This window comes from Prevotella multiformis DSM 16608 (assembly GCF_000191065.1).
Taxonomy (GTDB): domain Bacteria; phylum Bacteroidota; class Bacteroidia; order Bacteroidales; family Bacteroidaceae; genus Prevotella; species Prevotella multiformis.
On sequence record NZ_GL872283.1, the window covers coordinates 589,594 to 603,985 of the forward strand.

A 14,392-nucleotide genomic window follows, 5' to 3' on the forward strand; every position below is an offset into this window, starting at 1 on the left:
CAATATAAGTTGTTCATTGGTGCTTTACTGTATATAAAAGCGGCCGGAATGCAGGTCTTCCCGTTCCCTGCAGATGTGTTGATGGCCGTCACTTATGGAGTTGTCGGTAAACACCAGTCATGTTGTTGGCCCGCTCCCTGCCGTATATTGCCGGAATGGGAGCAACTTATAGTCGGTGAAGCATTGTGTCGGAAAGACTTATTTAATAAGGGGCTTACTTATTCTGCACTTATAATTGTACCGGCACCCGTAAAGGGTTCTGACTTGTTTTCATCTTTCATCTTCGCTTTTTAAATTTCTTGTCAAAAGCACTGCTTGTCCGCTGCAGTCTGCTCTGCTTTGATCCGTTTATGCTCTTCCAGCATCATTGCAGCCCGCTCACGTGCGATGCGGGCCGGTTCGCTTGCTGCCTCTTCTTCGGGTCGGATGCGCATGGTGTGGGCTGAAAGGATAAGGTCCTTCACCGCCTCTCCTCCTGCGATTAGTCCTGCTGCGGCTGGTACCCATGCGCTTGAGGCGGGCACGGAATGCCGGATGGTGTCGGAGCAGTCTTCATCGGACGGGCCGGAACCGTCGAGTGGCAGGATGCTTTCGAGCGGTTCTTCGGGGCTGTAGACTACTTTGAGATGTTTGATATTCGTCTTGCGGAGTTTCTTGCGGATGACTTTTGCCAGCGGGTCGTTGATGGTCTTGAAGATGTCGGTCACACGGAACAGGGTGGCATCCAGCTTGTAGGCGGCACCCATGCAGGCAAGCAGAGGGGTGTTCTGCTCGTGGCAACGGAAGATGAGGTCGAGTTTTGCCTTGACCGTATCAATACAGTCAATCACGTAATCATAAAGAGTGAAATCGAACTGGTCGGCATTGTCCGGCAGGTAGAAAGTCCGGTGCTTGCGTACAATACAGTCGGGATTGATGGCATGGATGCGTTCTTCAGCCACATCGACCTTATATAGTCCTACCGTCTTGGTGGTGGCAAGGAGCTGCCGGTTGATATTGGACGGACACACACGGTCGTTGTCGATGATGTCAATGGCCCCCACACCGCTGCGTGCGAGCACTTCGACGGCATATCCTCCTACGCCCCCGACTCCGAAGACCGCCACGCGGCTGCCGTTGAGGGTGTCAGTAGCGGGTCTGCCAAGGAGGAGTTGGGTTCTTGAGAATTGGTTGTGCATAGGCGGTGATAGGCGATGATGAGATTTATCCTGATGGCCTCCTCTGTCGAGATGGTTCTTGATAGAGGAAACGGGGCAGGGGAGCGGAACGCTCAGACTAATTTTATCATCAGTGGTTCGACGGTGATGAGATGGCGCTTGTAGAGGTCGCCGACGGCTCGTTTGTACACTTTCTTCGATACCTGGAAGCGGCGTTTGATGTCTTCTGCCTCGCTCTTGTCACCGAGGTCGCATACACCGCCGTTGTCCTTCAGATACTGGAGCAGGACTTCTGCAAAGTCTTCAGCATGCCGGTGTCCGGCCGGCTGCAGCGTACAGTCTATCTTTCCGTCACGGCGGACAGTGGAGATGTAACCTTTGAGTCGGTCGCCGGTATGAATGTACTGGAAAATCTGGTCTTCATAGACAAGTCCTGCATACCGGTTGTCAACGATGACCTTGAAGCCGAGGTCGGTCTTCTGCCACACCAGCAGGTCTACTTCCTGTCCGTGCTTGTAGCCTTCCGGGCATCCGTCGAGATAATGTTCCACCTTTGCCGAGGCTACAAGCCGGTAGGTCTCTTCGTCGAGATGGATGTAGACGATATAGCTGCTGCCTTTCTCCATTCGTTTCTTCTGTTCACGGAACGGGCAGAAGAGATCTTTCGTGATGCCCCATGACAGGAATGCCCCATACTCATTGACCCACGAACATTCCAGATAAGCGAAGTCGCCTACCTGTGCCAGTGGTTTCTCGGTCGTGGCGATGGGGCGTTCGTCCTGGTCGAGATAGACGAATGCCTCTATCTCGTCGCCGATCTGTGTGCCCTCCGGGACGTATTTCTGCGGCATGAGGATTTCACCTGCCGGTCCGCCGTCGAGATAGAGACCGAACGGATCGCCGTTGCCTTCACGCAGGGCGACTTTCTGTACTGTGAGCGTATTGTATGCTCCGAGTTTTATTTTAGACATTTTTGGAGATGATTATTGGGTGATGATAAGCGATGATAAGTGGGGATAAGCGATGATAACGGTGATAGGTGATATAGAAAGAAGGATGGTAGACCTTATTCTGATGTTTTTGTTTCAGGAGTATTCTCTCTTTCCGGGGAGGCTTCTATCAGACCGTCCTTCAGGCGGATGGTCCTGTCTGTGGTACGGGCGAGCTCTTCATCATGTGTGACGATGACGAATGTCTGTCCGAATCTGTCGCGGAGATCGAAAAAAAGCTGATGCAGTTCCTGCTTGTTTTTTGTGTCCAGACTGCCCGAGGGCTCATCGGCAAGGATGACGGCAGGATTGTTTACCAATGCTCGGGCAACGGCTACACGCTGCTTCTCACCGCCGGAGAGCTCGTTGGGCTTGTGTCCGGCACGGTCGGCCAGTCCCATGAACTCAAGCAGTTCACCGGCACGCTTCCGTGCATCCTTCGTCTTCCTGCCTGCGATATAGGCAGGAATCATGATGTTCTCCAGTGCGGTAAACTCCGGGAGAAGCTGATGGAACTGGAAGACGAAGCCCAAGTGCTGGTTGCGGAAGTCGCTCAGCCTGCCGGCAGACAGTCTGCCGACATCCACACCGTCCACGATGACAGAACCGCTGTCGGGCTTGTCCAGTGTGCCGAGTATCTGCAGCAGGGTGGTCTTTCCGGCCCCGGACGGCCCGACGATGCTGACGACTTCACCTTTGTCAATGTGCAGGTCGATGCCTTTCAGCACCTGAAGTGACCCGAAACTCTTTGTTATGTTCTTAATGTCAATCATATTTTTTCTTTTCTCTGTCCGATCGAATCTGTTGGGAAGGCAGGCCGGTGAGGTCTGCCGGGACGGGTAGACCCGTCTGTTTTGTGAAACGGACCAGGCAGACAGAGGCAATGCTTATACCTTGTTCTGAATCCACTCCCTTACAGCCTCGTAGGCACTGCGCTCCTCTGTGTGCTGCGGCTGGGCGAAGGTCATGTCGTCCATCCGGTTGCCGTACTGGTCAGGGAAGATGATCATCAGTGTCTTGCCCTTGAAGTACTTGTTCACCTCTTCGGGTAGCCGTTCCATCGCACTCTTGTAGGAAATGGTTCCCTTGCGGGCCGTCACGATGACGAAGAGGTGGTCTTCCCGTATTCTCGTCGCCAGTCCTGGCAGTTCGTTCCAGTGTTCCAGTTCCTCATACTCGGCCCTGACGCTCGGGAAACGGTTGTGGATGAATTCCTTGACAAGCTGCAGCGTATCCTGCCGGCCGTGGAAAACGATACGGCACTCCAGGTTGCCGGCCATTCTCGCCATCCGCTCCACCCAGCGGTAGAAGCCCGGCTCGAACTCCGCACGTGAGGGGACAGCCACCTGTATGCGGCGGATGGTATTCAGCGGCTGCATGATGCGGGTGATGATGATCTGTCGGCTCAGTCCGTTGTACAGGCTCCGTGTGAACTCCCCCCAGAAGCCCCGGCTGACTTCCTTGTGGAAGTGCAGACCCATCAATATCTCTGATGCCTGAAACTCCTTGAAAGCGTGTTTGATGCCATTGGCGATGTTTGCCGCAATACGCACCTGTGTGGTCATGGGTACGTCCGATGCGCTGGCCAGATGCTGAAGATGGTCCAGCAGTCGCTGTCCTTCGGCCTGGTTGTGCCGCATGTTCACATCATCATACACCACATTCAATGCCACCAGCTCCCGTCTGGAGCGGGGATTGCGCATCATCGTCGCCATCGTGACGAGGTTGTCGGCATACTCCCGGTATTTCACCGGGATGAGTATCTTCTCGTCGTCAACGTCCTTCTTCAGTTGCGGTTCCTCCTTCTCCTGCAGGCGGAGACGCTGCGCCGCGCGCTCGGTGATGACGGTCGAGATGACGCAGGTGAAGAGAATCATGATGACGATGCCATTCAATACTTCATCGCCGAACAGATAACTTCCTGGTGCCGTCTCCAGCTGCCGGCCTACCATTACCATGGCGATGGCGCCGGCGGCATGGGCACTGGTCAGTCCGAACATCATGTGCCCCGACAGCCACGGCATACGGAAGAGCCGTGCTGCCAGGTAAGCCGCCACGGCTTTCCCCAGTGTGCCGAAGAAGACCAGACAGAATACCACCCAGAGGATTCTGCTCCCGGCAAAGAGCAGCCGTACATTGATCAGCATACCCACACCGATCAGGAAGTAAGGAATGAACAGTGCGTTGCCCGTGAACTCGATGCGGTTCATCAGCGGTGATACCTTGGGTACAAACCGGTTCAGTATCAGTCCGGACATGAACGCACCGAAGATGCCTTCCAGTCCGACGGCATCCGACAGTGCTGCCGAAAGGAAGACGACGGCAAGGACAAAGATGAACTGCATCACCGAGTCTGAATAGCGGCGGAGAAACCAGCGTGTCAGTCGGGGGATGATGAGAATGAGTCCGGCACAGTAGACAGCGAACTTCACGACGAACAGCAGCCAGAAGCCGATACCGCTGCCGCCATGGAACGAATTGACGATGGAGGCCATGACGATCAGTGCCAGGAAGAGCGCCGTCATGGAGGAGCCGACACTCAGCGTCGAACTTGTGTGGCGTGTCAGTCCGTACCGTCCTACGATGGGGTAGGCGATCAGCGTGTTCGAGGCCATGATGGCTGCAAGCAGGAGGGATGCCAGAGGCGTGTAGTGCAGCAACCCGGTCGCCATGGCGTAGGTTATCGCAAAGGGTGCAAGGAAAGTAAGCATGCCGAAAACAGCCACGCGGCTCCGGTTCCTCTTCAGTCCCTCCATGTCCATCTCCAGTCCGGCAAGGAACATGATGTAATAGAGTCCGACACGTCCGAAAAGCTCAAACGAGGCGTCGCGCTCCAGTATGTCCAGTCCGTATTGTCCCACGACGACACCCGCCAGCACCATGCCGATGATATGCGGAATGCGCAGCCGTCCCATGATGATGGGCGAAAGCAGTATCATCAGCAGGACGACGAAGAAAATCAGTGTCGGGTCGGTGATAGGAAAATATTGGGATAAATTCAGCATGAAAGTCTATACGCTTGTTGTCTGCAAATTTACACAAAAACTGCGATTTATAAGCCAGCGGGAGAAAGAAAATGTTTTTTTCTTCAGAGAGGGATAGCGGAAAAGTCTGATATATCTCTACATGATGAATAGGCTTTGATGGAGTATTTATGAGCAGAGAGAAAGTGTTGAAAGTGGAATGACCGGTTTTTGACGAGTTCGTTCTTAGGTGGAAGCAACAGAATCGCATAGGGATGACAGCCGTTTAAAATCACTGTCAGACGTGGGATTCTTTCTTCTGCTTTGAAGACTTTAATCTTCTGTCGTACGAAAGATAATTGTGTAATCGTACGGTGCATATTGTCTTGCAAAAGGTTATAATCAAATTGAAAGCGCTGCAAAAATCGAAAAAAGAAAGGCTGACAGTAGCCGGCATTGCAGGAAAAATAGTACTTTTGCAATGACAAAGGATTCGTAAAACCAATAAAGACATAAAAGAGATGAAAGTAGCAATTGTTGGTGCCAGCGGTGCCGTAGGACAGGAACTCCTGCGCCTTCTGGACGAGAGAAACTTTCCGCTGGACAGCCTGGTGCTGTTTGGCTCGACACGTTCAGCCGGACGTAAGTACACCTTCAAGGGGAAGGATTACGAAGTGAAGCTGCTCCAGCACAATGAAGACTTCAAGGGTGTTGACATTGCTTTCACCAGTGCCGGTGCGGGTACATCTGCCGAGTTTGCGGAGACCATCACCCGGTACGGTGCCGTGATGATCGACAACTCCAGCCAGTTCCGTCAGGATGCCGATGTGCCGCTGGTCGTCCCGGAAATCAATGCCGAGGATGCGCTCGTACGCCCGCGTGGCATCATTGCCAATCCCAACTGCACCACCATCATGATGGTCGTCGTGCTGAATCCGATCGACAGGCTCAGCCATATCCGGAAAGTACACGTCAGCAGTTACCAGAGTGCATCCGGTGCCGGTGCAGCAGCCATGCAGGAACTGCAGCAGCAGTATAAGGAACTGGTGGAGACGGGTGAGGTGAAGACCATCGAGAAGTTTCCGCACCAGCTCGCTTACAATGTCATCCCGCAGATTGACAAGATGACCGGGAACGACTACACGAAGGAAGAGATGAAGATGTTCAACGAGACACGGAAAATCATGCACTCCGATGTACGCACATCAGCCACCTGCGTCCGTGTGTCGTCGCTCCGCAGCCACTCCGAGGCGGTCTGGCTCGAGACCGAGCGTCCGCTCTCCGTCGGGGAAGTCCGTGAGGCTTTGAAGACGGCTCCGGGCGTGACGCTTGTCGACGATCCGCAGCACTATATCTATCCGATGCCTTTGGAGAGTGCCGGCAAAGATGATGTCTTTGTCGGGCGCATCCGCAAGGACCTTGCTGACGACAACAGCATCACCCTCTGGCTCACCGGCGACCAGATCCGCAAGGGGGCTGCACTGAATGCCGTGCAGATTGCAGAGTATCTGGTCAGGTCGGGGCTTTGACAGTCTGTATTGATTTTTCTTTTCAGGCAGCTGGAACTTGCCTTTCCTTGAAAGCGTAGCACGATGCTCTTTCAAGAAGAGGCAAGTTCTATTTGTTTAAAACGGTGGAGATTTCCTCTAAATGGTCATTCCCCGACGTCATTCCTGTTCTAAACGTACTTCCCGTTTGTTCCGTCCGGTAAACCTTTTCTGTATAAGTCGGTCATTCCCCCTTGCTGTATGTTAGGGTAATGACAGAGACGAACCTGCCCTCCTTCCGGTGTACTTACGCCCGGCATCATTCGTGTCGAAGGCTTGCACGCCTGCAATCTGCTGACCGAAGTGCAGCTTGCAGTAAAACAGCAAAGATAATGTACTTTATGCATGTTCTAAGAAATCCAAGGGCAGTGTTGATTTGTGTGGGTAACGTTTAGTTCAAGTCCTCAAACAGTATCACCTTTGAAGCCATGGATACAAATATGCTATTGTTACCAATTCTGAACTCCAAGATTCAATTAGCGAAAAAGAAGATCCGGAGGAGTATGCGAATGCAAGCGATTTCATGAATAGGGTATAACCATATCAATAGGAAAAACTTCTGGTTCTTCCGTTAAATGGATAGAATAGAATAAAGGGCTTGTGTACTTGCATAGTATGACTCTCCAAAAACGGATGGTCTTGCAAAGGAGGGTAAACTACAGGATAAAAGGCAGAAAAGACAAATTGATACGATGCCTGCCCGTCAGCCTGTCTTTCCGTCTTTTACAAACAACTTATTCTCAGATCATCGGTGTTTGTAAATATTTTTGTGCAGTTCAAAGCTGACACATGCTCTTCTGGCTCCTAAAAGATGCCTGATTGACCTGCAACAGGTGCTCTCTTAGCGTGTTACCAACGCCCTTTTGAAGTCCAATTAAGCACCTCTTGTAAACGACTTAACAACCGATTGATTGACTGCTGGTTACAAACTCGATTTTTGTACGTGTTCTTTACATTTACAGATGATCTGTTTGAAATTATGTAATGGTTTTTCAAAATCTTATCTGCCTTTTCAACGTATTAAAATGAAAAGGTCTTTGACTCGGAGGCTGATGACAGGATCGGCAGTTGACAGTCCTGATCATGTTTTTGTTTCATCAATCACTTCGGTTCTTCCGTTAAAGCCATATGAAAAGCATCTACGCATTTAACGGAAGAACCAGACTTCTGTTACCCAGACTTCTGTTACCCATTCAAATCAACTTTGATCCATAAATACTTGTGTTTTCAATATAAAATGTTTACCTTTGCGGGCGAGAGTTGTTATATAAGAAAGAGGCTAAACATCATTTAAAGTGCTGTGGGTTTTAAACGAATGGTAGGCACTCACAACAATCAGCTGGAATTATTAAAATAATTGATAAATATGGTAAAAACTAAACTTTTTTTATTGGCATTGCTGTTTGTGGTAATACCGAAAGGGCTCTATGCCTATACCAATGGCCAGATTGTTAAGATCAATCACATGAACTATAAAGTGACTTCGGTTGATTTACACTATCTTGCTTTTTTGAATGCAGACAATGTTGTTGGCGAGTTGGTGATTCCTGAAACAGTTCCAGATGGTCATGGTACAACTTTCACTGTTACAGGCGTAACTTATATGGGGGGTATGATTGTAAGATGATTACTTCGGTTAAGTTGCCTGAAAGTATTACTTACTTGGATGCAGGTGTCTTTTCAGGCGCTAGTTTGGAATCTATCAATATTCCAAAGAAAGTAGAAAGAATCGAAGAAAATGCAAATACACAGTTGAAAAAGGTGCCTAAGTACACCGTGTCTCCCGATAATCCCCATTTCAGTTCAGATAGTGATGGCGCCCTTTATTCAAGGGATGGGAAGACGCTGCGTTTTGTCCCTTCATCTGTTCCTCTTACCGGTGGTACCTATACTGTTAAGCCCAATGTGGAAATTATTAAAAATTCGTGTTTCAGTCTGATTGATGGTTTAAAAAAAATAGTTCTTCCCCCCAACCTGAAAGAAATATCTGTTGGCTATCCTTCTATCGCCCCACTCAACTCGCTTGAGGAGTTTGCCATAGCTGGTGGAGGAATTACTCCTTTTAGAACAGAAGCTGGGGTACTCTGTAAAGGTGAAGAGCTTATGCTCTATCCTCGTGCTAAGAACACAGAGGATTACACAGTACCTAGCAGTATAACCACTCTTGCAGGTTTCGCTATTGCTTATCCTGAGAAGATGAAAACAATCGACCTGAATCGGGTTACCAGTTTGGCAAAATCTTCTCTTTTTTCAGCCTATAAGCTTACCACGATTACCCTTCCTAAGGGGCTAAAGAAATATGATTCCACTACAAAGAAGGGTATGGAACCTGGTTGTTTTGGTGCTTGTACAAAAGTTGATAAGTATATAGTTCCTGAGGAGAACACAGACTTTGTTGCTGTGAACGGCGTGATTTATTCTAAGCCTGAAAAGGATATCCTCTATTTCTATCCGGCTGGTAAACCTGGTGATACCTACGACATCCTTCCAACAACAAAGGTGATTGAGGCTCTGGCTTTCTGGTCTGTACAGAGTCTTACGGCAATGACCTTTCCTGTAGGGTTGGAATCAATCAATGATGAGGCTTTTCGTCAACTGCCAAAACTTGAAAATGTGACATTCACGGAACCTTCAGATGTTAAGCATCTTGGTACAGCTGTTTTTAGAGCGTGTCCGAAATTGAAAGAGGTGACATTGCCTTCAAAGGTGACATCGCTTGATAAGCCTTTTGACGGTTGTGCCAATTTAGAGACGATTAATGTTCCGAATGGCTCCCAACTAAAAACGCTCCGTCCCAATTCTTTTTCTACTAACAAAAATTTGAAGCATTTTAACTTCAAAGGAAATTGTCAGCTTGAAAAAATTGAATCGAATGCTTTTGCCTACTTGCCAAAACTCGAGTCTTTCAAATTCCCCAAGACAGTAAAGACTATTGAAATCAATGCTTTCAGAGGCTGTTCGGGTATGAAAACAGCAGAATTCCCTTCTGATGCCGAGATTGAAGTTATTGGTCAGGGGGCTTTCGCAGACTGTGGTTTGACGCAGTTTACCGTTCCTAATAGGGTGCAGAAGATTGAACGCGAAGCATTTAACAAATGTGCAGCATTAGATGTCGTGAATATTTCAGCAGCTACAACGGATATTAGCCCCGAGGCTTTCAAGTCCTGCTTTAAACTCACAGATATTAATGTAAGTAGAGACAACACTGTTTACTCCAGTATTGATGGTTACCTCTTGTCTAAGGATAAGAAGACATTGAAGATATTCCCTGCAGGTAAGGCCAATGACCATTTCACATTACTGCCTCCTTCACTCACAACCATAGGTGAATACGCATTCTATGATTGTACGGTCTTGAAGAATGTGGTGATTCCCAACTTGGTTACTAAGATAGAAAAACGTGCGTTTGGTGGTTGCTCTAACCTGAATACTATCACGTTCCTCTGTGATAATAAAATCGATCCAGTTAATATCAACCAAAAAAAGAATGAAAGATCTTTCGACGATGGTGCACAGGCTCCTGATTTGATGAAAGAGATTGACATCCATGTACGTAAGGAGAAACTTAGCGATTACACTGGTGATGCTTTCTACAAAAAGTTCAAGACCATCAGCCCTTCTTTTATGGATGGTACAGAAGAGTATATAGCTGTGTCTGATATGTCTGTGGATATGCTCAAAACAACGAGCACAGATGAGACTTTCGTTTTCCCGGCAAAAGTAACCCACAACAGCAAGAACTATGTTGTGAGCTTGGTTGGCGACTATTCCTTCGATGGCGTTAGCAGCAGGATGAAGGAGGTTGTTGTAACGAAAGATGTTAGGTATGTTGGAGCTAAGGCCTTCATGACCGATAAGGATCACGATAAGAGTACTATTCAAAGTGTTTTCTTTATTGAAAGCAATCCCACGAAGCGGATGTTGAGCACTACTCGTTTTGAACTCGATGATACACGTAAGAGCTACAACGAGTTTGCAGAGACAACTACCATCTACGTGAAGAAAACGGCTCTCCCGAAATACAAGAAAGTCTGGACTAAGACAATCTATAATACAGCTACCAAGACTGAAGAACCAAGTCCTTTTAATTTCACGTCACATCTTAAATATCAGATTCCCGGTGTAACAATAAAAAACAAATATGGGACATTTGCACGTGAGTTTGATGTGGACTTCAGTGTTTATAACGCAGAAAAAGGGAATAGCGATGTAGCAGCTTTTGTTGCCAAGATAGGCGATGTGAAATCGGGAAATGGAGACTATGGGAATTCTGACTATTTTGTAAGAATGTCCAGTGTAGACGTAAATGGTGGTTCCAATAACAGCTATGGTTATGTGCCGGCTAACACCGGCGTGTTATTGAAAGTGCTGGACAAAGAAGCTACATCAAATGATTTCTACTATGCCATTGGTGAAAAGGATGATCAAGTCTATAACATTAGCAATAATATCATGACAGGTGTTGTAGTAAATTCAAAGAGTGTGTCGGCATCGGTTACAGATCCGGTCTATCTGATTCAAGGCGGTATCTTTAGAAAGGCTGTGAGCACCATTAATCCCTTCCCCATCCATAAGGCGTATGCCAAGATTCAGGGCATACCTGCAGGTGCCAAGTTGACACTTGTATTTGCAGACGACGATGAAACAACCGGAATAACGACGGTAGACGCTGCCAAGACCGATGATGATAGCTATTACAACCTCAACGGTCAGCGTGTGATAAAGCCGCAGCATGGTATCTTTATCCATCGCGGAAATAAAGTAATTATTAAATAATGCATAAGGAAATTATGGAAGAAAAAAAATATATTACACCGACCACAGAGGTTGTTCACATGACGACTGAAAACATCATGATCACCGCCAGTCCGGGTGTGGGAGGCAATTACAATCCCAGTGAAGAGATAGGCGCAAAGAAGAATGACTTTTTCGAGGAAGATGTTGTGGTTGAGTGGCCTAGCTATAATTTTTGGGATGAATAACTCATAACTATATATTATTTTGTAATTCTTTTTTTAAGATGCGGACCGGATAGTTGAAACTATACGTTCCGCATTTTTTCGTACGTTCGGCATGAGTATAGTCTAAACGGGGGAAGCCCCGGATAAACCCCAATAGCGAGAATCATATAGCTAAAGGAAAGGGTGTCCACCGTGAGATGAAATCTGAAGAAAGCTGATGGCAACCTCCTGCTCCAACGCATAGGAACTTCATATAAGACATGTAGTGTGGGTAAGGTTGCTAAACAAACTAAAGCCCGATGGCTATTCGTAACGGTTGATATAAATGAAGTAGTTATGAGGAAAAGGCAATGTCTTTGTCCGAGTAGGTTTCATGGACGTGAAAATCAGTTGTTCTTACGAAAGTTATGGAGTAGAACTCGCCATGAAAAGTCAGCAGAGGTCATAGTGACCAAGGCGTAAGTTGCTTATAAGGAAGGTACGAATTGTGCTGTGCAATTGTAAAACAAGCCGATGTGAATAATTGTCCACGTTGGTCTGCCGTTGACAGAGGTGTTGTCAACGCTTTGTGTCTTTTTTTTTATGCCGGTTTAAAGGAAGGCGTGCATTGGTATCCATGACATTCAGGTCTTACCGGACGATAATCATTCCGATTGTCACTACTTGCAGGCAGGTAGGTCGGCCCGCTTGCAGAAACAAGCTTCGCAGGGTCGATTTGTCCTTATCTTTCAGTTTCTCCGGCTTTCTTTTCTTCTATTGGCTTTTTATTCGTAAATTTGTCCGTATAAACAATCAAATACCAAGCTATGAAATATATACTACTGCCGGAACCTGACGTTATCCGCCGGCTCCCCTTCTATTTTGCGGTAGAGGAGTATGTGGCACGCCATTATACAGACGATGACTACTTTATGGGCTGGCGTGTGAATCCTACGGTCATGCTGGGACGCAACCAGCTGATAGACAATGAGGTGAATACGGATTACTGCAGGCAGAATGCGATTGACATCTTCAGACGGAAGAGCGGCGGGGGATGTATTTATGCCGACAGGGGCTGCATACAGTTCTCTTATATCTCCCGCACCTCCAATGCCGGCGAGGCCTTCGCACGGTACATGCGGCGTATGGCCGGGATGCTGCAAGGACTGAAGATCGATGCACGGCTGTCGGGACGCAATGACATCCTGATTGATGATACGAAGGTGTCGGGGTGTGCTTTTTACCAGCTTCCCAACCGCAGTGTGCTGCATAACTCCCTGCTCTTCGACACCCGGCTCGACCATCTCTCCAATGCACTCACACCGGCAAAGGAAAAGCTGCAGAGCAAGGGAGTGGAGTCTGTAAAACAGCGGGTCATGAACCTTGCGGCCTATACGCATCTCGGCATTTCTGCTTTCATGGACTATGTACGTCGTGAGATGTGCGGTGCAGAGGTGCTGCAGCTGACTGACGAGGATATGAAGGGTGTGGCGGAGTTGGAGAAGGAACTGGCATCGGACAGCTTTGTCTATGGAAAGAATCCGAAGTACACCGTCGTGCGGAAGCACCGCTTCGAGGGTGTCGGTACGCTGGAAGCGCATCTGGAGCTGAAGAACAACATCATAGGAAATATCAATATGGTGGGAGACTACTTCCTGCTCGGCGACATCGACCATGACTTCCTGGCACTGCTCAAGGGATGCGCATTCACCCGGGAGGCGGTAGGCGAGACGTTGCAGGACGTGGACCTGTCTGCCATTGTGCGCGGCTTGCAGCTGCGTCAGTTCCTCCGGCTGCTCTTCGGACGTGAGCCGCACGTGAGGAAGCCTGAATGGTTGAAGATCGACCTTACATCGAAGAAGTCGACCGGTGAGACGGCTGGAATCTTGGCTAAACACCACATGAACACAATTTGTACCAGTGGTCTCTGTCCTAACCGGTCGGAATGCTGGATGGCACGCACGGCGACACTGATGATCGGCGGCGAGATCTGCACCCGTAAATGCCGGTTCTGCAATACGCTGAGCGGTCGTCCGCACCATCTCGATCCCAATGAACCGCGCCATGTGGCGGAATCGATAAAGGCACTCGGCCTGCGTTATGCCGTCATCACCTCCGTCGACCGCGACGACCTGCCCGACTATGGAGCCGCCCATTGGATAAAGACGATAGAAGAGGTCAGGCGGCTGAATCCTGACACGAAGATAGAACTCCTTATTCCCGACTTCATGGGACAGGCCGACCTCATCCGGCAGGTGATGGAGACCCGTCCGCATGTGGCAGGGCATAACATGGAGACCGTGCGCCGCCTTACACCTTCTGTCCGCTCTGTTGCCCGGTACGACCGCAGCCTGGATGTCCTTCGTGAAATCGTGCGTTGCGGTGTCACCGCCAAGACCGGCTTCATGCTCGGTCTCGGGGAAACTTGCGAGGAGATATTAGAGACGATGGACGATATTCTTTCGACCGGATGCCGGAGGCTGACACTCGGCCAGTATCTCCAGCCGACCGCCCGTCACCTGCCGGTCAGGGCCTATATTACGCCTGAACAGTTTGCTGAATACAAACGGATTGCCTTGGCAAAGGGATTCCGGCATGTGGTAAGCGGTCCGCTGGTGCGCTCTTCCTATCATGCTGCCGAGGGATAGACGGCTCTCTCTCCGAGAACCTCCCCCGGCCTTCCCGGAAGCGGGAGAATGGAATTTGCGGGCCGAGACAAGCGATGGAAGAGAGAAGACTGGCCATGTAACGGGGGGAGAGCGGGAAATGAAAACCGATGAGATCACGCATAAAAAA

At 49.0% G+C, this 14,392-nt stretch carries 9 protein-coding genes; 5 read left to right on the forward strand and 4 right to left on the reverse strand.

Going from position 1 to position 14,392, the window contains the following annotated elements:
* Window positions 1–302 precede the first annotated feature (302 nt).
* The 4 genes from HMPREF9141_RS07760 to HMPREF9141_RS07775 form a co-directional block, all read right to left on the reverse strand.
* Entirely contained in the window at window positions 303–1,178 is an 876-nt protein-coding gene (locus HMPREF9141_RS07760; protein WP_007368100.1) for a tRNA threonylcarbamoyladenosine dehydratase, read from the reverse strand.
* A gap of 92 nt (window positions 1,179–1,270) precedes the next feature.
* Window positions 1,271–2,128 (reverse strand): CvfB family protein, encoded by an 858-nt coding sequence (locus HMPREF9141_RS07765; protein ID WP_007368101.1) that lies wholly within the window; start codon window positions 2,126–2,128, stop codon window positions 1,271–1,273.
* Window positions 2,129–2,223: 95 nt separating this feature from the next.
* The gene (locus tag HMPREF9141_RS07770; RefSeq protein ID WP_040554692.1) at window positions 2,224–2,919 is read right to left on the reverse strand and encodes an ABC transporter ATP-binding protein; all 696 of its coding nucleotides are present in this window, start codon (window positions 2,917–2,919) and stop codon (window positions 2,224–2,226) included.
* A 114-nt stretch (window positions 2,920–3,033) separates the two neighbouring features.
* On the reverse strand, window positions 3,034–5,151 hold the full coding sequence (locus HMPREF9141_RS07775; protein WP_007368103.1) for a cation:proton antiporter: 2,118 nt from the start codon (window positions 5,149–5,151) through the stop codon (window positions 3,034–3,036).
* Window positions 5,152–5,630: 479 nt separating this feature from the next.
* Between HMPREF9141_RS07775 and HMPREF9141_RS07780 the strand changes: the two genes are divergently transcribed.
* The 5 genes from HMPREF9141_RS07780 (at window position 5,631) to lplA (ending at window position 14,244) form a co-directional block, all read left to right on the forward strand.
* The gene (locus tag HMPREF9141_RS07780; RefSeq protein WP_007368104.1) at window positions 5,631–6,638 is read left to right on the forward strand and encodes an aspartate-semialdehyde dehydrogenase; all 1,008 of its coding nucleotides are present in this window, start codon (window positions 5,631–5,633) and stop codon (window positions 6,636–6,638) included.
* Between the two features lie 1,384 nt (window positions 6,639–8,022).
* The gene (locus HMPREF9141_RS13970; protein ID WP_007368107.1) at window positions 8,023–8,283 is read left to right on the forward strand and encodes a hypothetical protein; all 261 of its coding nucleotides are present in this window, start codon (window positions 8,023–8,025) and stop codon (window positions 8,281–8,283) included.
* Window positions 8,280–11,432: a leucine-rich repeat domain-containing protein gene (locus HMPREF9141_RS07785; protein WP_007368108.1), complete on the forward strand. Its 3,153-nt coding sequence runs from the start codon at window positions 8,280–8,282 to the stop codon at window positions 11,430–11,432. The genes HMPREF9141_RS13970 and HMPREF9141_RS07785 overlap by 4 nt, the downstream gene beginning before the upstream one ends.
* A gap of 14 nt (window positions 11,433–11,446) precedes the next feature.
* The gene (locus HMPREF9141_RS07790) at window positions 11,447–11,638 is read left to right on the forward strand and encodes a hypothetical protein (RefSeq protein ID WP_040554970.1); all 192 of its coding nucleotides are present in this window, start codon (window positions 11,447–11,449) and stop codon (window positions 11,636–11,638) included.
* 785 nt (window positions 11,639–12,423) lie between these two features.
* Entirely contained in the window at window positions 12,424–14,244 is a 1,821-nt protein-coding gene (gene lplA, locus HMPREF9141_RS13025; RefSeq protein WP_007368110.1) for a bifunctional lipoate--protein ligase/lipoyl synthase, read from the forward strand.
* Window positions 14,245–14,392 lie beyond the last annotated feature (148 nt).

Excerpts from the sequence above, each read along its gene's own strand:
- HMPREF9141_RS07775 (WP_007368103.1), bottom strand. The coding sequence starts at position 5,151 with ATGCTGAATTTATCCCAATATTTTCCTATCACCGACCCGACACTGATT.
- HMPREF9141_RS07760 (WP_007368100.1), bottom strand. The coding sequence starts at position 1,178 with ATGCACAACCAATTCTCAAGAACCCAACTCCTCCTTGGCAGACCCGCT.
- HMPREF9141_RS07770 (WP_040554692.1), bottom strand. The coding sequence starts at position 2,919 with ATGATTGACATTAAGAACATAACAAAGAGTTTCGGGTCACTTCAGGTG.
- HMPREF9141_RS13970 (WP_007368107.1), top strand. The coding sequence starts at position 8,023 with ATGGTAAAAACTAAACTTTTTTTATTGGCATTGCTGTTTGTGGTAATA.
- HMPREF9141_RS07765 (WP_007368101.1), bottom strand. The coding sequence starts at position 2,128 with ATGTCTAAAATAAAACTCGGAGCATACAATACGCTCACAGTACAGAAA.
- lplA (WP_007368110.1), top strand. The coding sequence starts at position 12,424 with ATGAAATATATACTACTGCCGGAACCTGACGTTATCCGCCGGCTCCCC.
- HMPREF9141_RS07785 (WP_007368108.1), top strand. The coding sequence starts at position 8,280 with ATGATTACTTCGGTTAAGTTGCCTGAAAGTATTACTTACTTGGATGCA.
- HMPREF9141_RS07780 (WP_007368104.1), top strand. The coding sequence starts at position 5,631 with ATGAAAGTAGCAATTGTTGGTGCCAGCGGTGCCGTAGGACAGGAACTC.
- HMPREF9141_RS07790 (WP_040554970.1), top strand. The coding sequence starts at position 11,447 with ATGGAAGAAAAAAAATATATTACACCGACCACAGAGGTTGTTCACATG.